Here is a 20,379-nt window from a genome sequence, read left to right on the forward strand (position 1 = left end):
GCCTGCACGACCACCTTGTGGCCCTGGGCGACGTACTTCTTGACTGTCTCCGGGGTGGCGGCGACGCGAGTCTCGCCGGCCCGCGTCTCCTGCGGGATGCCGATGTACATCGTCAATTTCTCCTTTAGCTGGCGTCTTGTGTGGTTGGGCGGACCGACGTCTGGCCCGTGCGCGCCGCAAGCTTAAGCCGCAGCGCAACAATTTTTTCGCAGCTTACAGGAATCTGACGTTCAATGGTGACCGGCCGGTCGGCTTTTGCGGCGACCGCCAAAGAGGGAGTTGCAGCCGCCATTCCAGCACCAGCCTGGCTTACCGGCCGGGGGCCATGGCGGGCCGGCGGCGCTGCACGATGGGCCCGCAACCGGTAGAATGCGGGATTGCCTAAAAATTGAGCATCATGTCAAGTGACTGGAATGCCAGCGTGACCGTTGCCGCCGTGATCGAGCGCGGCGGACGCTTCCTGCTGGTCGAAGAGGAAACCGCCGACGGGCTGCGCCTGAACCAGCCCGCCGGGCACCTGGACCCGGGCGAGAGCCTGATCCGCGCAGTGATCCGCGAAACCCTGGAAGAGACCGCGCACACCTTTGAGCCGCGCGCGCTGCTGGGCTGCTACATGGGCCGTTCGCTGTCGTCGCGCACCGGCACCGATGTGACCTATGTGCGCTTTGCCTTTACCGGCGACCTGGGCTCGCTCGATGCGGGCCGCCAGCTCGACACCGGCATCGTGCGCACGGTCTGGATGAGCGCGGAAGAACTGCGCGCCTGCACGGAGCGTCACCGTACGCCGCTGGTGATGGCCTGTGTCAACGACTACCTGGCCGGCAAGCGCTTTGCGCTGGACGCCTTGTACACGCACCCGTCGGCGCTGGCCGCGGCCGTCCCGCTTGGAGCGCAGCCGTGAGTGGTGCCGGAAAACGTGTCGTGGTGGGCATGTCGGGCGGGGTCGATTCGTCGGTCACCGCGTGGCTGCTCAAGCAGCAGGGCTACGAGGTCATCGGCCTGTTCATGAAGAACTGGGAGGACGATGACGACAGCGAGTACTGTTCAACGCGCCAGGACTGGCTGGACGTGGTCTCGGTGGCCGACCTGATCGGCGTCGACGTGGAGGCGGTCAACTTTGCCGCCGAGTACAAGGACCGGGTCTTTGCCGACTTCCTGCGCGAATACTCCGCCGGGCGCACGCCCAACCCCGACGTGCTGTGCAATGCCGAGATCAAGTTCAAGGCCTTCCTCGACCATGCCATGTCGCTGGGCGCGGAAACCATCGCCACCGGCCACTATGCGCGTGTGCGGCAGAACGCGGCCGGCCGGTTCGAGCTGCTCAAGGCGCTCGACCATACCAAGGACCAGAGCTACTTCCTGCACCGGCTGAACCAGGCGCAGCTGTCGCGCACGCTGTTCCCGCTGGGCGAGATCCCCAAGACGCGCGTGCGCGAGATCGCCGCCGAGATCGGCCTGCCGAACGCGAAGAAGAAGGACTCCACCGGCATCTGCTTTATCGGCGAGCGTCCGTTCCGCGATTTCCTGAACCGCTACCTGCCGACCAAGCCGGGCCCGATGAAGACGCCCGAGGGCAAGGTCGTGGGCGAGCATATCGGCCTCGCCTTCTACACGCTGGGCCAGCGCAAGGGCATCGGCCTGGGCGGCAGCCGCGAGGGCAACGGCGACGCCTGGTATGTGGCGCGCAAGGATATGGCGAACAATACGCTTTACGTGGTGCAGGGCCACGACCACCCGTGGCTGCTGACGCCGGTGCTGACCGCGTCGGACCTGTCCTGGGTGGCCGGCGAGCCGCCCGCCGCGGGCGCGGCGATGGCGGCCAAGACGCGCTACCGCCAGAGCGATGCGGCCTGCACGGTGCAGGCGGTGGACGGCGACGCGCTGACGCTCCGGTTTGCCGAGGCGCAATGGGCGGTCACGCCCGGGCAGTCGGCGGTGCTGTATGACGGTGACATCTGCCTGGGCGGCGGCATCATCCAGTAAGCGCTGCCGCTGCACGAAAAAACACCCGCTCGAGGCGGGTGTTTTCTTGTCGGCCGCTGTGGATCAGCCGCGCGGCGGTTCCGTATCGATAAACGACTGGCGCTTGGACAGCTTTTCCTCCAGCGCCGCCAGGTTGGGATGGCGCTCGCGCCAGGCGATCTCGGGGAAGCGGAAATCCAGGTAGGACAGCGCGCAGCCCACCGCCACGTCGGCCAGCGAATAGTGCGTGCCGGTGCAGAAGGGGCGGTCGGCCAGGCCGTGCGCCATGGCCACCAGCGCCGCATCGATCTTGCCGCGCTGGCGCTGCACCCAGCGTTCGCTGCGCTCATGCGGCTCGCGCTGGGTGGCCTCCAGGCGCACCAGCAGCGCTGCGTCGAGCAGGCCGTCGGCCAGCGCCTCCCAGCAGCGGACTTCCAGGCGCTCGCGCCCGCCCTGCGGGATCAACCGGCTGACCGGCGTCAAGGTGTCGACATATTCGACGATCACGCGCGAATCGAAGATTGCGCCGCCGTCTTCCATGACCAGGCAAGGCACTTTGCCGAGCGGGTTGAACTGGCCGATCCTGGTCTCGGGCGACCAGACATCCTCTTCGATGAGCTGGCACTCGATCTTTTTCTCCGCCATCACCACGCGCACCTTGCGCGCGTAGGGACTGGTCCGGGATGCATACAGCTTCATATTCTCCCCTTGAGCTTGTTATGAAGTGCATCGTCGCTCTGTGGCAGCGGCGGTGGGGCGCGCGGCTTGCCCGATGCACTTCATAACAGGCTACTGGAACGGCGTGCGCGAGTATACCCGTGGTGCATGGCGAATGCGGGCTTGCGCACCGATGCCCCGCGGCGGCGCTTTACCGCTGCCCGGAGCCGGGGCAGGGGTGGTAAAATCCCCCGTTGCGCAGCGCCGGCGGGCCTGCCGGCGCGGCGTTTTGGACGCATCCGGCCGCATAAGGTCGCTTTTCCGGTCCCTCCCGCCGCCAACGCTGACAGCGCCAGCCCCCGCGGCGCTTCTTGTTCGTCGCCTTCTTCCATTGCCTCCCTTTTCCCGGTTTCCAGCATGACCTCCTCTTCGCTTTCGCCGCTCACCGCCCTGTCCCCGATCGATGGCCGTTACGCCGCCAAGGCCGATGCGCTGCGCGAATGGCTGTCCGAGGCCGCGTTCATGCGCAACCGCGTCAAGGTCGAGGTGCACTGGCTGATCGCGCTGGCGCAGGCCGGCCTGCCCGACATGCCCAAGTTCTCGGCCGCCTCCGAGGCCGCGCTGCTGGCGCTGGTGGACAAGTTCAGCGAGGCCGACGCCGCCCGCATCAAGGAAATCGAAGCCGTCACCAACCATGACGTCAAGGCGGTCGAGTACTGGCTCAAGGAACAGGTCAAGGGCAACGCCGAGCTGGAAGCCGCCAGCGAGTTCATCCACTTCGCCTGCACCTCGGAAGACATCAACAACACCTCGCACGGCATGATGCTCAAGGGCGCCCGCGAAGGCGTGGTGGTGCCGGCGCTCAAGCGCGTGCACGCCCGCCTGGTCGAGCTGGCCAAGCTCAATGCCGCGCAGCCGATGCTGTCGCGCACCCACGGCCAGCCGGCCAGCCCGACCACGCTGGGCAAGGAAATGGCCAACGTGGCCGCGCGCCTGGCGCGCGCGATCCAGCGCATCGAGCAGGTCGAGCTGCTGGGCAAGATGAACGGCGCGGTGGGCAACTACAACGCGCACCTGTCGGCCTACCCGAGCTTCGACTGGGAAGCCTTCTCGAAGCAGGTGATCGAGACCCGCCTGGGCCTGGTCTTCAACCCGTACACCATCCAGATCGAGCCGCACGACTACATGGCCGAGCTGTTCGACGCGATCGCCCGCGCCAACACCATCCTGCTCGACCTGAACCGCGACGTCTGGGGCTATATCTCGCTGGGTTACTTCAAGCAGAAGACCAAGGCCGGCGAAATCGGCTCGTCGACCATGCCGCACAAGGTCAACCCGATCGACTTCGAGAACTCCGAAGGCAACCTGGGCCTGGCCAACGCCGTGCTGCGCCACTTGTCCGAGAAGCTGCCGCTGTCGCGCTGGCAGCGCGACCTGACCGATTCGACCGTGCTGCGCAATATCGGCGTGGCCTTCGGCTACAGCCTGCTGGCCTATGAGGCCTGCCTGCGTGGCCTGGGCAAGCTGGAAACCAACCCCGAGCGCCTGGACGAAGACCTGGACAACTGCTGGGAGGTGCTGGCCGAGCCGGTGCAGACCGTGATGCGCCGCTTCGGCGTGCCCAACCCGTACGAGCAGCTCAAGGAGCTGACCCGCGGCAAGGGCATCTCGCGCGAGGCGCTGCAGACCTTCATCAACGGCCTGGCGATCCCCGACGACGCCAAGAAGCTGCTGCTGGGCATGACGCCCGCCAGCTACATCGGCAAGGCCGTGGTGCTGGCCGAGCGCATCTGACGCCACATTTCGCCCCTGAACCGGGGCGACGTGCTGCAAAAGCCATCCGCGAGGATGGCTTTTTGCTTTTCTGGCGCAGCGCGGCGGGCAGGTCACTGCGGCTTTGTGCCGCTTGCGACAGAATGTCACTTCAAAGCATTTGAATAACTTAATGAAGGACTGTCCTTCATCGGCGCACAGCCCGCCGCAATAATGCGAGAATCGTAAGCGCACGGGCGGGCCAGCCCCCGCCGGTGCCTTCCCCAAAATTGTGAAACGCTCCTGCGCGGGGCGAGAGGAATCCGATGCGTTCTACCGCCAACGCCCCCACCGGCTACGGTGCCACCGCGATCGCCTTGCACTGGGTCATTGCGCTGGCGATCTTCGCCGCGTTCGGGCTCGGCCTGTACATGACCGGCATTCCGGGGCTGACGCCGACCAAGCTCAAGCTCTACTCCTGGCACAAGTGGCTGGGCGTGACGATCTTCGCGGTTGCCGTGCTGCGCGTGCTGTGGCGTGCAACCCATGCGGCACCGCCGGTGGCGCCCGGCACGCCGGCCTGGCAGGCCAAAGCCGCGGCCGGCGCCCATCACCTGCTGTACCTGCTGATCGTGACCGTTCCTATCAGCGGCTACCTGTACAGCTCGGCCGCGGGCGTGCCGGTGGTCTACCTGGGCCTGTGGAAGATGCCGGCGCTGCTGGAGAAGAACGACGAACTGAAAGAAATACTCAAGTTTGTCCATATCTGGCTGAACTACCTGATGGCGGCGGTGGTCGTTGTCCATGCGGCGGCGGCGGTCAAGCACCAGTTCGTCGACCGCGACGGCACGCTGGGCCGGATGCTGCCGTTCCTGCGCTGAGGCGCCGCCCCGGCCAACTTTTTCCGTACCGCGGCGCGCTGCGCCGACCCTGACAGGAGTTTTTTGAGATGAAACGCAATTCCCGCCGCGGCTCGCTCGTCATCGCCGCCGTCCTGGCCGCCTCCGGCATCGCAGCCAACCTGGCCTGGGCGCAGGTTGACGCCGCCAAGAGCTCGGTGACCGCGGTCGCGCGCCAGATCGGTGTGCCGATGGAAGGCAAGTTCAGGAAGTTCGATGCCGCGGTCAGCTTCGACCCGGCCAAGCTGGCGACCTCGTCGGCCAAGGTCGAGATCGATGTGTCCAGCTTCGAGATCGGCGACGCCGAGACCACCAAGGAAGTGAAGGGCAAGGACTGGTTCGACGCCGCCAAGTACCCCAAGGCCGTGTTCCAGTCCACCAGCATCAAGAACGGCACGCCGGGCAAGTACGACGTGGCCGGCAAGCTGACCATCAAGGGCAAGACCGTTGACGTGGTGGTGCCCGCCACCTACCGCCAGGAAGGCGCCGTGCAGGTGTTCGAGGGCGCGCTGCCGATCAAGCGCACGGTCTTCAATATCGGCGACGGCGAGTGGAAGGACACTTCCGTGGTGGCCGACGACGTGCAGATCAAATTCCGTATCGTGCTGGCCAAGAAGTAACAAGCAAGGCCGGCATTCCGCTGACGTACCCAATCGGCGTTCGTGAGAACGTTCCGCCCCAACCTGATTTGTCGGGAGATTCCATGAAACTGCGTTCCCTCGTTGCCGCCGTCGCGGCCATTTCCGCAACCGCCGCCTTCGGCGTGGCTTCGGCCAATACCGTGACCTACAACCTCGATCCGACCCACACCTACCCGAGCTTCGAGGCCGACCACCTGGGCGGCCTGTCGACCTGGCGCGGCAAGTTCGACAAGTCCAGCGGCGTGGTCACGCTGGACCGTGCCGCCAAGGCGGGCTCGGTCGAGGTCAAGATCGACCCGGCTTCGATCGATTTCGGCAATGCCAAGCTGAACCAGCACGCCAAGGGCCCGGACATGTTCGACGTGGAAGCCTTCCCCGAGGCCGTCTACAAGGGCAAGTTCTCCAAGTTCAAGGGTGACGTGCCGACCGAGGTTGACGGCATGCTGACGCTGCGCGGCGTGTCCAAGCCGGTCAAGCTGGAAATCCGCGATTTCAAGTGCATCCAGCACCCGATGCTCAAGCGCGAAGCCTGCGGCGCCGACGCCGTGGGCCATTTCAACCGTGCCGACTTCGGCCTGGACTACGGCGTGAAGATGGGCTTCAAGCCCGAGGTCAAGCTTGCCATCCAGGTGGAAGGCGTGCGCGCGGACTGAGCGTGCCAGCCCGCTGCGCCGGGCTTCCAGGCAGTCAAGGCCGGCAATGCCGGCCTTTTTTATTGGCCGGTATGATTCAGGCGCCTGCCAGGGCACTTGGTTGTACGACCCCCGACGGGCACAGTACAATGGCCCGCGGCAATCCCTCCTTGATCGTGGCATTGCTACTCCTGCCAAGGCGGGGGCAGCCATGCCCGCAACCGGCTAAAGCGCATCACTATGAGCATTCGCTGCATGTCCCGATACCGGTAGCCACCCCCGCGACCTCCTCGCCCCTCATGCTGTACCCGGCCGTTCTGCCCTGGCTGTATGGCCCGCAGCGTTTCTCGGTTTTCCCTGGCGCAATACCGTGTATTCCAAAACGCAAATCGATCCGGTAGTTAGTTTCCGCAACTCGCAGGGCGAGCAGGTGCGGGGCACGATTGTCAATCTCCAGAGAAAGTCCCTGGTGATGGAGATCTACAACCCGTATTCGATCGTGCAGGTCAGTGAGGTGCTGAGCGAACTCAGCGTCCGCATGGGCTCGAAGAATGCCTACCTCGGCAAGGCCGTGGTCATGAGCCTGGTGAACACCGGCCTGACCGCGGTGGTGTCGCTGACGCTGATCGACGAGTGGCTGGAACTGAGCAACCTGGACAACGAGCCCAAGTCGGTCGCGCGCGAGTCGCAGCGGTTCGTGCAGGACTGGAATGAGCGCTTCAATATCCGGCCCGACTACCAGATCGTGGTCAATGAAATGCGCGCGTTCCTGTCCGAGGTGTCGCGCTGGGTGGAGCAGGTCGACATGACCAGCACGCTGCCCAAGGAAGGCGATACGCTGCGCATGGACGTGTTCGAGGAGCTGGCCACCCCGATCGCACTGAAGATCCGCGAATATTCCGCGCGGCTCGACGGCGAAGCCGCGCACGTGCCGGAAGAAGACACCGTGATGCACCGCACCTTCACGCAGGCGGCGCTGCATCCCTTGCTGCTGCGCTCACCGTTCGTGTTCCGGACCTATACCAAGCCGCTCGGCTATGCCGGCGACTACGAAATGGTCAACCAGATCCTGTCGGATCCGCGCCAGGGCCCCAGCACCTACTTCCAGATCGTCAACGCAACCTTCCTGCAGTCGTCCGTGGCCGCTGCCCACCGCAACCGCATCAACCTGCTGGTCGATTTCCTGGTGCGCATGGCCGAGCAGGCCCGGGCCGCGGGCAAGCCGTTCCGGCTGCTCAACGTGGGCTGTGGCCCGGCGGTCGAGATCAACCGCTTCATTACCGAATACCCCGAGCCGCACTGGCTGTCGTTCCAGCTGCTCGACTTCAGCCAGGAAACGCTGGACTACGCGCGCGGGCGCATCGAAGAGAGCTGCCGCAAGGCCAATGCGAAGGTCGAGGTGGAATATGTCCACCACTCGGTGCATGAACTGCTCAAGCGCCGGATCGACCACGATCCGTCGCTGCGCGAGTTCGACGGGGTCTACTGCGCCGGCCTGTTCGACTACCTGTCCGACCGCGTCTGCGCGCGCCTGCTGAGCTATTTCTCCACGCGCACCCATCCCGAGGGGCGCATCCTGGCCACCAACGTCCACGTCGACAACCCGGAACGGTACAGCATGGAACATATGCTGGAGTGGTACCTGATCTACCGCGATGAGGCCGGCATGCAGTCTTTGCTGCCGGCCAATACGCGCGACGGCCGCACCTACGTCGACCCGACCGGCGTCAACGTGTTTGTGGAAGCGATCGTGACTGATCCGGCCAAGGCCTGACCACCATGCTGAAACGGACTGCGAGCAGGTATTCCCCGTACGAGGCTGACCTGCGCGAGTTTCGCCTGGTCTCGAGCCGGGCCGGCGCGCTGACGGCCATCGTGCTGGTGATGGCCGGCGTCGGGCTCGACTACGGGATCTATCCCAGCCACCAGCTGCAGTTCTTTGTCGCCCGCCTGGTGGTCTCGGTCCTGATCGGGCTGATCTTCCTGCTGCTGGCCAACCAGGCCGGCCGGCGCTTCGTGCAGCCGCTCACGCTGGCCTGGCTGCTGCTGCCGCAGATGATGATCACATGGATGATCGCCACCACCGACGGCGCCTCGTCCATCTACTATGCCGGGCTGAACCTGGTCATCTTCGCGGTCGGCATCGCCATGCCCATGGGCCTGTGGCAGACCATCGGCTTTGGCGTGGTCACTTACCTGCTCTACCTCGGCGCCTGCCTGATCCACCCCGATGGCCTGGCGCAGCGCGCGCACTTCACCGTCAATTCGCTGTTCATCATGTTCTCGATCGTGGCCAGCGCGGTCTACACGTTCATGAACGAGCGCGGCCACTTCCACCTGATCCGGCTCAAGGAAGAGCTGGCGCACAAGAACGACGAGCTTGCCGACATCAACCGCCGGCTGGCCGACATCAAGGGCCAGATGCTGCAGCAGGAGAAGATGGCCGCCATCGGTACGCTGGCGGCGGGGCTGCTGCACGAGGTGAACAACCCGGTCAACTTCTGCCTGATGGCGATCGAAGTGGCGATGGAAGAGCCACAGGCCAAGGAGAACCCTTCGCTGGAAGAGTGCCTGGTCGACGCCAAGCAGGGGATGCAGCGCATCCAGCATATCGTCTCCGACCTCAAGACCTTTGCCTACCGCAAGCCGGGCGCCGAGGTGGAAGGCACGCCGTTCCTGTTCGAGAAGGCGCTCGATTCGTCGATCCGCCTGACCGCGCATGAGCTGCGCGGGGTCAGCCTCAGCCGCGAACTGCCTGCCGACACCCTGGTGCTGGGCGACGAGGCGGCCATCATCGGCGTGCTGATCAACCTGTTCTCGAATGCCGCGCTGGCCATGCGCAAGGCGGGCACGGCCACGCCTGCGATCCATACCACGGCCCGCTGGGACAACCACCGCCTGCACGTCATGGTGCGCGACAACGGCCCTGGCATCCCCCAGGAAAACCTGGCGCGCGTGTTCGAGCCGTTCTTCACCACGCGCGAGGTGGGGCAGGGGCTTGGCCTGGGCCTGTCGATCAGCTACGCGGTGGTGGAACGCCACGGCGGGCAGCTGTATGCCGAGAGCGAACTGGGCCAGTGGACCGCGTTCAGCTTCGACCTGCCGCGTGCGGAGTAACCAGCCATGAGCGAAGCGAAGCAGGCACGGCTTGCCGTCCTCTATGTCGACGACGAGGAGATGGCGCGCAAGTATTTCGCCCGGGCCGCCGGCAGCGACTATGAGGTGCTGGTGGCAGACAGCGCCGACGAGGCCCTGGCGGTGCTGCGCGCGGACCCCGCCCGCGTGGCGGTGCTGGTGACCGACTTCCGCATGCCCGGGCGCGACGGCGGCCAGCTGCTGCGCCAGGTGGCGCAGGAATACCCGCAGATCGTGCGCATCCTGGTCACCGCCTATGCCGACAAGGATGTGCTGCTGGAAACGGTCAACAGCGGCGAAGTCTTCCGCATCCTGGAAAAGCCGCTGAGCGTGGCCGACCTGCGCGAGGTGCTGGCAGGCGCCGCCGAGCGCCACCGCGAGCGCACCCTGCGCCAGCACCGGCTGATGGCGATCGACGAGACCCTGGCCTTCCTGGCGCATGAGCTGAATACCCCGCTGGCTGCCATCGCCAACTTTGCCCACGGCATCCGCGGACGTGTCGCCGGCGAGTACAGTGCGCAGCGCCAGGCCGAGATCGGCCAGGCGGCCAGCGCCATGTACGACAACGCCCAGTATTGCCTGGCGGTGCTGTCGTCGTTCCTGCAGTCGGTGCGCAACAGTGCCGGCAGCACGCCGGCGCGGCCCGATGCCGGCGCCGAGGTCAGCGCCGGCTCGCTGGTCACTTCGCTGCTGGACAGCTACCCGTTCGCAGGCGACCAGCGCAGCTGGGTGCAGGTGGAGATGCACGGCGATTTCCCGGTGCAGACGCTGCCCAACTGCGTGGCGCTGGTGCTCTCCTCGGTGATGAGCAACGCGCTGCGGGCGCTGGGCAGTGTCGGCACGCCGGCGTTGCGCTTTGTGGTGGTGGCGCAGCCGCGCCCGGAAATCCGCATCTGCGACAACGGGCCGGGGATTGCGCCGGAAGTGATGGAGCGGTTGCTGGTCGACCCGGTCACCACCCACGCCAGTGCCGGCGGCAGCGGCCTGGGCATGATTTTCTGCAACCGCGTCATGCAGTCGTTTGGCGGCGGCATCCGGATCGAATCCGCATCCGGTGCCGGCACGACGGTGACGCTGGACTTTCCAAGTTTCAAGAGTCGAAAGCATAGGAGTGACCGATGACCGAACCGAATGCCACGCAGGCACCACCCCCGGCGATTCTGTTCGTCGATGACGAAGCGACTGCAGTCAAGTATTTCCAGCGTGCCATCGGGGCGCTGGCACCGGTGGCCACCGGCGGCTCCGTTGAAGAGGGCAAGGCCTTGCTCGACGCCCACGCAGACAGCCTTGCGGTGCTGGTGTCGGACCAGCGCATGCCGGGCGAGTATGGCAACGAACTGCTGCGCTACGCGCGCGAGCGCTACCCGCATATCGTGCGCATCCTGACCACCGCGTATTCGGAGCTCGACCAGACCGTCGAGGCGGTCAACCAGGGGCAGATCCACCGCTACATCAAGAAGCCGTGGGACATCACCGCGCTGCGCATGGAGCTGAAGCAGGCGCTGGAACTGGCCGGCCTGCGCAAGGAACGCGACCAGCTGCTGCGCGAGAAGCTGTCCGTGCTGCAGACCCAGACCGTGGCCTCGCGCATCGGCATGGTGCATGCGCTGTGCGCCAGCCTGATCGGGCCGGGCCGTTTCCAGCCGGTGGAGACCTACCTCGCGGCGGTCGACCTGGCCGGCGCGGGCAGCGTCGAGCCGGACTGGCAGCGCATGGACTACGCCGACCTGGTGCGGGCCGAGGCCGAGCGCAGCGGCAGCTTCGGCCATGCCGTCGGCACGCGCCTGGCGGGCCTGCGCAGCGCCAACGCGGGCAAGGGGGCGGCCGATGCCGTCGCGGTGATCGCCGACGCGCTGGGCAGCGAGGTGGTGCGCCGCGATGGCGATACCGTGGTCTGGACCGCGCCGGCCACGTTGGCCGAGTACCTGGTGCAGCCGGTGGGCGCGCCGGTGTCTGCCGCGCATGCGGCGTGGCTGGCCAGCCTGCTGTGGCTGGACGAGGCCGGCGGTGCGCTGCAGTTTGCGCGCGATGGCGACGCCATCCTGTGCCGTGCCGGCCAGCGTACCGAGTTCTTCGCGGCCGACCGGTTGGCGGCGTGGATCGAGCGCTTTGCCGAGCAACGTTGACATGGAGCCGGGCTGTAGCCGGTGAGGTGCAGGCTGACATGGCAAGCAAGACGATCGGTGCGGCCGCTGCCGTAGCCGCCAGGCGCAGGGGGCGGCCCGCGCGCTCCGCGCAGAACGTCGATACGCAGCGCGCAGCGATTGTCGAGGCGGCTCGAACCATCCTGGTTTCCGCGGGACTCGAGGCAGCGTCCGCCAGGCGGATCGCGTTGGCGGCCGGCATCGCCCCGGCGACCCTCTATCTGTATTTCGAGAACATCGAAGTCCTTTACGCCGCGGTGCTGGGCGAGTCCCTGCTCCAGTTGCAGCAATACGTGCGCGCGGCCACCGGCGATGTCCCGCCCCCGGCAAAGCCCGCCGGCGACGCAACGCCGGCGCGGGCCCGCGCCGCGGCATCACGCGACATTCGCCCGAAGGGATCTGGTTCAAGGAGTATGCCGAGCGCTACGGTCTTGCCGCCGCCGTGGAATGGCGCGATTCCGGCCGCCCCATCCCCGAGCCCGAGCCGGGACAGGACCGCGAGCCGCTGATGCCGGCCCCGCCCGCGGGAGCGCGCTCACGCTGGTCAGGCCAGGCATAACACCGGCCGGCCGCGGAAAAAAACAAAGGCGCCCGGGGCGCCTTTGTTTTCGTGGGCGGCAAGCCGTCAGGCCTGCGCGCCGTAGTTGGGGTCGTTGCGGTCGGTCGAGTCGGACTTCTTCTCGCCCTTGACCAGGTCCTCGCGCTTGACGCCCAGCCACATCGCCAGCGCCGCGGCCACGAACACCGACGAGTAGATGCCGAACAAGATGCCGACCGTCAGTGCCAGGGCAAAGTAGTGCAGCGTGGGGCCACCGAAGAAGAACATCGACAGCACCATCATCTGGGTCGAGCCGTGGGTGATGATGGTGCGCGAGATGGTGCTGGTGATCGCGTTGTCGATGATCTCGTGGGTGCTCATCTTGCGGAACTTGCGGAAGTTCTCGCGGATCCGGTCGAAGATCACCACCGATTCGTTGACCGAATAGCCCAGCACCGCCAGGATCGCCGCCAGCACCGACAGCGAGAATTCCCACTGGAAGTAGGCGAAGAAGCCCAGGATGATGACCACGTCGTGCAGGTTGGCGATGATGCCCGCCACCGCGAACTTCCATTCGAAGCGGAACGACAGGTAGATCACGATGCCGGCCACCACGCACAGCAGCGCCAGCAGGCCGTCGGTGGCCAGTTCCTTGCCCACCTGCGGGCCGACGAACTCCACCCGTTGCAGCTTCACGTCAGGCGAGGCCGCCTGCAGCGAGGCCATCACCTGCTCGCTCTGCTGGGCCGAGGTGACGGGCTTGCCGTCCGCGCCCTTCTGCAGCGGCAGGCGGATCATCACGTCGCGCGAGGTGCCGAAGTTCTGCACCTGCACGTCGGTATAGCCCAGCTTGCCCACCTGGCCGCGGATCTTTTCCAGGTCGGCGGTCTGCTGGTAGCTGACTTCCATCACCGTGCCGCCGGTGAATTCGATCGACAGGTGCAGGCCCTTGTGCCAGAGGAAGAACACGGCTGCGGCAAACGTCAGGAAGGAAATCACGTTGAAGACCAACGCGTGCTTCATGAACGGAATGTCGCGCCGGATGCGGAAGAATTCCATGTTGAATCCTGTTCTGTACTGCTAGTTGTTGCTGCTCGCCTTACTTGGCGACCGGCGTGTCGGTGGTGTTGCCCGGCTTCCAGATCTGGCCGATGGCCACGCTCTGCAGCTTCTTCTTGCGGCCGTACCAGAGGTTGACCAGGCCGCGGTTGAAGAACACCGCCGAGAACATCGAGGTCAGGATGCCCAGGCAGTGCACCACGGCAAAGCCGCGCACCGGGCCCGAACCAAAGGCCAGCAGTGCCAGGCCGGCGATCAGCGTGGTCACGTTGGAGTCCAGAATGGTGGCCCAGGCGCGGTCGAAGCCGACCGCGATCGCCATCTGCGGCGACGCGCCCGCGCGCAGTTCCTCGCGGATGCGCTCGTTGATCAGCACGTTGGCGTCGATGGCCATGCCCAGCACCAGCGCGATGGCGGCAATGCCCGGCAGCGTCAGCGTGGCCTGCAGCATCGACAGCACCGCGATCAGCAGCAGCAGGTTCACGCCCAGCGCCACCACCGAGAACACGCCGAACAGCATGTAGTACAGGATCATGAACACGCCGATGGCGGCAAAGCCGTAGGCGACCGAGTCAAAACCCTTCTGGATGTTGTCCGCGCCCAGCGACGGGCCGATGGTGCGCTCTTCGATGATCTCCATCGGCGCGGCCAGCGAGCCGGCGCGCAGCAGCAGCGCCAGGTCGTTGGCGGCTTCGGTGGAGTAGGAGCCGGTGATCTGGAAGCTGGAGCCCAGTTCGGACTGGATCGTCGCCACCGTCAGCACTTCGCCCTTGCCCTTTTCGAACAGCACGATCGCCATCGGCTTCTTCAGATTCTCGCGCGAGACGTCGCGCAGCACGCGTCCGCCCTGGGCGTCGAGCTTGATGTTGACCGAAGGCTGCTGGTTCTGGTCGAAGCCGGCCGAGGCACTTTCAATGCGGTCGCCGGTGAAGATGACCTGCTTCTTCAGCACCACCGGGGCGCCGTTGCCTTGCGTGAAGAGCTCGCTGCCGAACGGGATCGGGTCGCCCGGGCGCGGGCTGCGCGGCGCGTCGTTGTCGACCAGGCGGGCTTCGAGCGTGGCGGTGCGGCCGATGATGTCCTTGGCCTTGGCGGTGTCCTGCACGCCGGGCAGCTGCACCACGATGCGGTCGGCGCCTTGCTGCTGGATCACCGGCTCGGCCACGCCAAGCTCATTGACGCGGTTGTGCAGCGTGGTGATGTTCTGCTTGACCGCGGCATCCTGCACGGCCTTGCGGGCGGCTTCGGTGAAGGTGCCGACGATATTGTTGCCGTCCATGGCGAAGGCGACTTCGCGCAGGTTGTCGGCCAGCAGCGGACGCGCGCGGTTGGCGTCGTCGGCGTTGTTGAAGCGCACCGTCAGGCGCTCGCCATCGCGGTCGATGCCGCCGTGGCGGATGCTCTTGTCGCGCAGCAGGGTGCGCGCGTCGCCGCCCAGGCTGTCGAGCTTCTTGTCGACCGCGCCCTTCATGTCGACCTGCAGCAGGAAGTGCACGCCGCCGCGCAAGTCCAGGCCCAGGTACATCGGCAGCGCGTGCATGGCGGTCAGCCAGCGCGGCGAGCCCGACAGCAGGTTCAGCGCGACCACATAGGTGGGGTCGGCCGCGTCGGGGTTGAGCGTGCGCGACAGGATGTCCTTGGCCTTGAGCTGCTCGTCGGTGGTGCGGAAGCGCGCCTTGACCGAGCCGGACTGGCCGGAAATATCAAAGAAGACGCCGTCAGGCTGCAGCTGGTTCTGTGCCAGGATCTCTTCGACCTGCTTCTGCATCGACAGGTCGACCTTGACCGTGGCCTTGCCCGAGGACACCTGCACCGCAGGCGCCTCGCCGAAGAAATTCGGCAAGGTATAGATGATGCCGATGGCCAGGGCCACCAGGATCACGAGGTATTTCCAAAGCGGATAACGATTCATCTCTGGCCAGTCATTCAGCGGTTGGCGGGGCCGGCGCTGGCGTGGCGCACCACGTCGGCGGGGCCGAACCGGTTTGGCAAACAGCCGCCTGGCAACCACGGATCGAAGCCACGGGGGCTTCGTCGGGCTGGATCAGGCGGCTGCCGGGGCATGCGCGAACGGGCATGCCGGAAAAGACAAAGGCGGGAGTCGCGCGCGCGATCGGTGGATCAGAGCGCCTTCAGCGAGCCCTTCGGCAGCACCGTCGTCACGGCGTTCTTCTGCACGGTGATTTCCGTGCCTTCGGCGATTTCCAGGCTGACGTACTGGTCGGTGACCTTGGTCACCTTGCCCAGGATGCCGCCGGCGGTCACGACTTCGTCGTTCTTGGCCAGCGCTTCGAGCATTGCCTTGGCTTCCTTCTGACGCTTCATCTGCGGGCGGATCATGATGAACCACAGCACGCCAAACATCAGGATGATGGGCAGGAAGCTCATCAGGCCGCCAGCCGCGCCGCCGGTACCGGTGGTCTGGGCAAATGCGTTAGAAATCAGCACGTTGATTCTCCGTCACAAAATTAGTCAAATAATCGATCATTCTACCATTCGCATTCCGCCCACCCTTGGCATTCTAGGGCGGAATACGGGTTTGTTCGGGTGCGCCCGGGACAACTTGCGGCAGGGGCGGCAAGGCCGGGCGCTCCGGATCGCGGCTCGCCCCCGGATGACCCGGCTATTCGACCGCCGGCAGCGCAAAAGTTCGCGCCAGCGGGCATTGTCACTGCGTGCCGCGGGCGCGGTCAGCGGCGAACTGGCGCCGGAAGTCGGCAAAGCGGTGGTGCTCGATGGCTTCGCGCATCTCGCGCATCAGTTGCAGGTAGTAGTGCAGGTTGTGGATGGTATTGAGGCGCGCGCCCAGGATCTCGCCTACGCGGTGCAGGTGGTGCAGGTAGGCGCGCGAGAAGTTGCGGCAGGTGTAGCAGGCGCAGCTTTCATCGAGCGGGCGCGGATCGTTGCGGTGCGCCGCGTTCTTGATCTTGACGTCGCCGAAGCGGGTGAAGAGCCAGCCGTTGCGTGCGTTGCGGGTGGGCATCACGCAGTCGAACATGTCCACCCCGGCGGCGACGCCGGCGACCAGGTCTTCGGGCGTGCCCACGCCCATCAGGTAGTGCGGCTTGTGGGCCGGGAGGCGCGGCGCGACGTGCTCGAGCACGCGCATCATGTCTTCCTTGGGCTCGCCCACCGACAGCCCGCCGATGGCAAAGCCGTGGAAGTCCAGCTCGGACAGGCCGGCCAGCGATTCGTCGCGCAGGTCTTCGTACATGCCTCCCTGGACGATGCCGAACAGCGCGTTGGGGTTGGCCAGGCGCTCGAACTCGTCGCGCGAGCGCTTGGCCCAGCGCAGGCTCATGCGCATCGACTTGGCCGCTTCCTCGTGCGTGGCGGCGCGGCCGTCGATCTCGTACGGCGTGCACTCATCGAACTGCATCACGATGTCGGAGTTCAGCGTGCGCTGGATCTGCATCGAGATCTCGGGCGACAGGAAAAGCTTGTCGCCATTGACCGGAGATGCGAACGTGACGCCATCTTCAGTGATCTTGCGCAGATCGCCGAGCGAAAACACCTGGAAGCCACCGGAATCGGTCAGGATCGGCTTGTCCCAGCCGATAAACTTGTGCAGGCCCTCGTGGGCGTTGACCACGTCCAACCCGGGGCGCAGCCACAGGTGGAAGGTATTGCCCAGGATGATGTGCGCGCCAATCTCGTTCAGTTCCAGCGGCGACATCGCCTTGACCGAGCCGTAGGTGCCGACCGGCATGAAGATCGGCGTCTCGACCACGCCGTGGTTCAGCGTGACGCGGCCGCGGCGGGCGTTGCCGTCGGTGGTGATGAGTTCGAAGTTGAGCATGGCTTGTGATTCTGGATTCAGGCGCCGGGCTGGCGGGTCAGCAGCATGGCGTCGCCGTAGCTGAAGAAACGGTAGCGCTGCTCGACCGCATGGCGGTAGGCGGCGCGGATGGCTTCCACGCCGGCCAGTGCCGACACCAGCATCAGCAGCGTCGACTTGGGCAGGTGGAAGTTGGTGATCAGGGCATCGACCAGGCGGAAGCGGTAGCCGGGGGTGATGAAGATATCGGTGTCGCCGCTGCCGGCGGCGAGCGTGCCGTCGGCCTGCGCGGCCGATTCCAGCGCGCGCAGCGAGGTGGTGCCGACCGCGATCACGCGGCCGCCGCGTGCGCGGGTGTCGCGCACGGCCTGGGCCAGGTCTGCGGAGACGGCGTACCACTCCGAGTGCATCTTGTGCTCGGCCAGGTTCTCGGTGCGCACCGGCTGGAAGGTGCCGGCGCCCACGTGCAGCGTCAGGAAGGCGCGCCGCACGCCGGCGGCATCGAGCCGCGCGAACAGCGCATCGTCGAAATGCAGGCCCGCAGTGGGTGCGGCCACCGCGCCCGGGCTGCGCGCGTAGACGGTCTGGTAGCGGGTCTCGTCGTAGGCGTCCGGGTCGTGCCTGATATATGGCGGCAGCGGCAGGCGGCCGTAGCGCTCGATCAGGTCCAGCGCCGGTTCGGGGAAGCGCAGCGTGAAGAACTGGTCCACACGCGGGCCCACGGTGACGGCGAAGGCGCCGTCGGCCAGGTGCAGTATGCTGCCCTCGGTCGGGGTCTTGGAGGCGCGCACCTGGGCCAGCACGGTGTGGCTGTCGACCACGCGCTCGACCAGCACCTCGATCTTGCCGCCGCTGGGCTTGTGGCCGAAGAAGCGCGCCTTGATCACGCGGGTGTCGTTGAAGACCAGCAAGTCGTCGGGACGCAGGTAGTCGACGATGTCGCTGAAGGCGCGGTCGACCATGCGCACCGCGTCGGCGGTGTCGGCCGGGGCCAGCCGTTCGACCACCAGCAGCCGGCTCGCGCTGCGGTCGGGCAGCGCGCTCTGGGCAATCAGTTCTGGCGGCAGCGGGAAATCGAAATCGGAAAGCGTCAACATCGTGGGAGCGGCGGGCTGCGCGATCCCATGCAGGCCGGAGCGGGGCACAAAACGGCACTCCGCTGCCCGTGGTGGCAGCCGGCATGGGTACAATCGGCGAATCCGATATTGTAAGGCCACGGGCGCGCTTGCCGCCGGGCCAGGCTTGATGCCGGCTATTCGCCGGCGCCGCGCCAGCCAACCCCGCAGCACGAGAGCGACCGCTGCCAACTTTTTCGCCGATGCCCGGAACCGCCGCTGAACCGATCCACGACCCCGCCGACGCCGCCAAGGAAACGGCGGCGCCCGCGCGCGGCAAGGCCGGCGAAGCCAGGGGCAAGGCCGCCGCCTCCGGCACGTCTTCCGCGGCCGCGCGCCTGGCCAAGCTCGGCCTGCGCCGTCCCGTCGACCTGGTGCTGCACTTGCCGATGCGCTATGAGGACGAGACCACGCTGGCGCCGATCGCCGAGGCGATCCACCGCGCCGGGCTCGGGCTGCCGGCGCAGGTGGAAGGCGAGGTCATCTCCAACGAAGTCACGTTCCGGCCGCGCCGCCAGCTGGTGGTCAAGATCGCCGACGACAGCGGCGAGCTGACGCTGCGCTTCCTCAACTTCTACGGCAACCAGACCAAGCAGATGGCCGAAGGCGTGCGCCTGCGCGTGCGCGGCGAGGTGCGCGGCGGCTTCTTCGGCGCCGAGATGGTCCACCCGACGGTGCGCCCGGTGGTGCCCGGCGAAGCGCTGCCCGACCGCCTGACGCCGGTGTATCCGTCCACCGCCGGCATCCCGCAGGCCTATCTGCGCAAGGCCATCGGCGGCACGCTGTCGCGCACGCCCATGCCCGAGACGCTGCCGCGGGCGGTGTTGGACGGGCCGCTGGCACGCCTGCACCTGCGCCCGCTGGCCGACTGCCTGCGGTTGCTGCACGCGCCGTCGCCGCAGGAGAGCGAGGCCGCGCTGGCCGACCGCTCGCACCCGGCCTGGCAGCGCATCAAGTTCGACGAGCTGCTGGCGCAGCAGATCTCGCTGCGGCGCGCGCACGCGGCGCGGCGCGAAAAGACCGCGCCGACCATGCCGCGCCGCGAGGGCGGCCTGCTGACGCGCTTCCTGGCTGCGTTGCCGTTCCGGCTGACCGGGGCGCAGCAGCGCGTGGTGGAAGAAATCGCTGCCGACATGACGCGCCCGCACCCGATGCACCGGCTGCTGCAGGGCGACGTGGGCAGCGGCAAGACCATCGTCGCCGCGCTGGCGGCCTGCCAGGCGATCGATGCCGGCTACCAGGCCGCTTTGATGGCGCCCACCGAAATCCTGGCCGAGCAGCACTACCGCAAGCTGTCCGCATGGCTGGAGCCGCTGGGCGTGCCGGTGGCGTGGCTGGCCGGCAGCCAGAAGGCACGCGACAAGCGCGAGGCCGCGGCGCGCGTGGAATCGGGCCAGGCGCAGCTGGTGATCGGCACCCACGCGCTGATCCAGGACACCGTGCGCTTTGCCAAACTGGGGCTGTCGGTGGTCGACGAGCAGCACCGCTTCGGCGTGGCGCAGCGGCTGGCGCTGCGCGGCAAGGCCGGTGCCGCCGATACCCCCGATTCAGCGGCAACCGCGGCCGAGACCGTGCCGCACCAGTTGATGATGTCGGCCACGCCGATCCCGCGCACGCTCGCCATGACTTACTACGCCGACCTCGATGTGTCGGTGATCGATGAATTGCCGCCGGGCCGCACCCCCATCGTCACGCGCCTGGTCAACGACGAGCGGCGCGACGAAGTGATCGGACGCATCCATCACGCCGCCGCCGAAGGCCGCCAGGTCTACTGGGTGTGTCCGCTGATCGAGGAAAGCGAGGCGCTGCAGCTGCAGACCGCGGTGGAGACCTATGAAACGCTGGTGGCCGCGCTGCCCGACCTGCGCGTGGGCCTGGTGCACGGGCGCCTGCCGCCGGCCGAGAAGGCCGCGGTGATGGACGACTTCAGCGCCAACCGCATGCAGGTGCTGGTGGCCACCACCGTGATCGAAGTGGGCGTGGACGTGCCCAATGCCTCGCTGATGGTGATCGAGCACGCCGAGCGCTTCGGCCTGGCGCAGCTGCACCAGCTGCGCGGGCGGGTGG

General features: G+C 66.7%; 19 protein-coding genes. 12 read left to right on the plus strand and 7 right to left on the minus strand.

Annotated features, from left to right (window positions below):
- A partial coding sequence (locus tag AC3WRI_RS30805; protein ID WP_492294763.1) for a hypothetical protein occupies nucleotides 1-110 on the minus strand: 110 nt, incomplete at its 3' end.
- Nucleotides 111-397: 287 nt separating this feature from the next.
- Between AC3WRI_RS30805 and AC3WRI_RS30810 the strand changes: the two genes are divergently transcribed.
- Together AC3WRI_RS30810 and mnmA are read left to right on the plus strand one after the other, a co-directional pair.
- Nucleotides 398-901, plus strand: a complete 504-nt coding sequence (locus AC3WRI_RS30810; protein ID WP_037023515.1) for an NUDIX hydrolase — start codon at nucleotides 398-400, stop codon at nucleotides 899-901.
- Nucleotides 898-1,983, plus strand: a complete 1,086-nt coding sequence (gene mnmA, locus AC3WRI_RS30815) for a tRNA 2-thiouridine(34) synthase MnmA (RefSeq protein ID WP_010815074.1) — start codon at nucleotides 898-900, stop codon at nucleotides 1,981-1,983. The genes AC3WRI_RS30810 and mnmA overlap by 4 nt, the downstream gene beginning before the upstream one ends.
- Nucleotides 1,984-2,046: 63 nt before the next feature.
- Here the strand turns inward: mnmA and AC3WRI_RS30820 are convergent, their stop codons facing one another.
- Nucleotides 2,047-2,661, minus strand: coding sequence for a glutathione S-transferase C-terminal domain-containing protein (locus AC3WRI_RS30820; RefSeq protein WP_010815073.1), 615 nt, complete (start codon nucleotides 2,659-2,661; stop codon nucleotides 2,047-2,049).
- A gap of 375 nt (nucleotides 2,662-3,036) precedes the next feature.
- Here AC3WRI_RS30820 and purB point away from each other — a divergent pair, with 375 nt between their 5' ends.
- From purB to AC3WRI_RS30865, 9 genes are all read left to right on the plus strand, one after another.
- The gene (purB, locus tag AC3WRI_RS30825) at nucleotides 3,037-4,413 is read left to right on the plus strand and encodes an adenylosuccinate lyase (protein ID WP_011616002.1); all 1,377 of its coding nucleotides are present in this window, start codon (nucleotides 3,037-3,039) and stop codon (nucleotides 4,411-4,413) included.
- A gap of 284 nt (nucleotides 4,414-4,697) precedes the next feature.
- Nucleotides 4,698-5,252, plus strand: coding sequence for a cytochrome b (locus tag AC3WRI_RS30830; protein WP_011616001.1), 555 nt, complete (start codon nucleotides 4,698-4,700; stop codon nucleotides 5,250-5,252).
- A 68-nt stretch (nucleotides 5,253-5,320) separates the two neighbouring features.
- On the plus strand, nucleotides 5,321-5,890 hold the full coding sequence (locus AC3WRI_RS30835) for a YceI family protein (protein ID WP_010815070.1): 570 nt from the start codon (nucleotides 5,321-5,323) through the stop codon (nucleotides 5,888-5,890).
- Nucleotides 5,891-5,973: 83 nt separating this feature from the next.
- Nucleotides 5,974-6,564, plus strand: coding sequence for a YceI family protein (locus AC3WRI_RS30840; RefSeq protein WP_010815069.1), 591 nt, complete (start codon nucleotides 5,974-5,976; stop codon nucleotides 6,562-6,564).
- Between the two features lie 349 nt (nucleotides 6,565-6,913).
- Nucleotides 6,914-8,317 carry a class I SAM-dependent methyltransferase gene (locus AC3WRI_RS30845; protein ID WP_011616000.1) on the plus strand — a complete coding sequence of 468 codons (1,404 nt, stop codon included), beginning with the start codon at nucleotides 6,914-6,916 and terminating at the stop codon, nucleotides 8,315-8,317.
- A 5-nt stretch (nucleotides 8,318-8,322) separates the two neighbouring features.
- Nucleotides 8,323-9,660, plus strand: a complete 1,338-nt coding sequence (locus AC3WRI_RS30850) for a sensor histidine kinase (RefSeq protein WP_492294758.1) — start codon at nucleotides 8,323-8,325, stop codon at nucleotides 9,658-9,660.
- Between the two features lie 6 nt (nucleotides 9,661-9,666).
- The gene (locus AC3WRI_RS30855; RefSeq protein WP_010815066.1) at nucleotides 9,667-10,800 is read left to right on the plus strand and encodes a hybrid sensor histidine kinase/response regulator; all 1,134 of its coding nucleotides are present in this window, start codon (nucleotides 9,667-9,669) and stop codon (nucleotides 10,798-10,800) included.
- A complete protein-coding gene (locus tag AC3WRI_RS30860) occupies nucleotides 10,797-11,804 on the plus strand; it encodes a response regulator (protein WP_010815065.1) in 1,008 nt (335 codons plus the stop codon). Before AC3WRI_RS30855 ends, AC3WRI_RS30860 begins: the two co-directional genes overlap by 4 nt.
- Nucleotides 11,805-11,842: 38 nt before the next feature.
- The gene (locus tag AC3WRI_RS30865) at nucleotides 11,843-12,331 is read left to right on the plus strand and encodes a TetR/AcrR family transcriptional regulator (protein WP_051398494.1); all 489 of its coding nucleotides are present in this window, start codon (nucleotides 11,843-11,845) and stop codon (nucleotides 12,329-12,331) included.
- Nucleotides 12,332-12,447: 116 nt separating this feature from the next.
- On the opposite strand, the gene secF is transcribed toward AC3WRI_RS30865, so the two are convergent.
- The 5 genes from secF to queA form a co-directional block, all read right to left on the minus strand.
- A complete protein-coding gene (secF, locus tag AC3WRI_RS30870) occupies nucleotides 12,448-13,419 on the minus strand; it encodes a protein translocase subunit SecF (RefSeq protein ID WP_011615997.1) in 972 nt (323 codons plus the stop codon).
- 40 nt (nucleotides 13,420-13,459) lie between these two features.
- A complete protein-coding gene (gene secD / locus AC3WRI_RS30875) occupies nucleotides 13,460-15,331 on the minus strand; it encodes a protein translocase subunit SecD (protein ID WP_010815062.1) in 1,872 nt (623 codons plus the stop codon).
- Nucleotides 15,332-15,540: 209 nt separating this feature from the next.
- Nucleotides 15,541-15,867, minus strand: coding sequence for a preprotein translocase subunit YajC (gene yajC / locus AC3WRI_RS30880; RefSeq protein WP_010815061.1), 327 nt, complete (start codon nucleotides 15,865-15,867; stop codon nucleotides 15,541-15,543).
- A 220-nt stretch (nucleotides 15,868-16,087) separates the two neighbouring features.
- On the minus strand, nucleotides 16,088-17,218 hold the full coding sequence (tgt, locus tag AC3WRI_RS30885; RefSeq protein WP_010815060.1) for a tRNA guanosine(34) transglycosylase Tgt: 1,131 nt from the start codon (nucleotides 17,216-17,218) through the stop codon (nucleotides 16,088-16,090).
- 17 nt (nucleotides 17,219-17,235) lie between these two features.
- Nucleotides 17,236-18,294 carry a tRNA preQ1(34) S-adenosylmethionine ribosyltransferase-isomerase QueA gene (gene queA / locus AC3WRI_RS30890; protein WP_492294760.1) on the minus strand — a complete coding sequence of 353 codons (1,059 nt, stop codon included), beginning with the start codon at nucleotides 18,292-18,294 and terminating at the stop codon, nucleotides 17,236-17,238.
- Nucleotides 18,295-18,515: 221 nt separating this feature from the next.
- On the opposite strand from queA, the gene recG reads away from it, so the two are divergent.
- Nucleotides 18,516-20,379: ATP-dependent DNA helicase RecG (gene recG / locus AC3WRI_RS30895; RefSeq protein ID WP_492294762.1), on the plus strand; the 1,864-nt coding region annotated here is incomplete at its 3' end.

The organism is Cupriavidus sp. FW305-27, assembly GCF_058787995.1.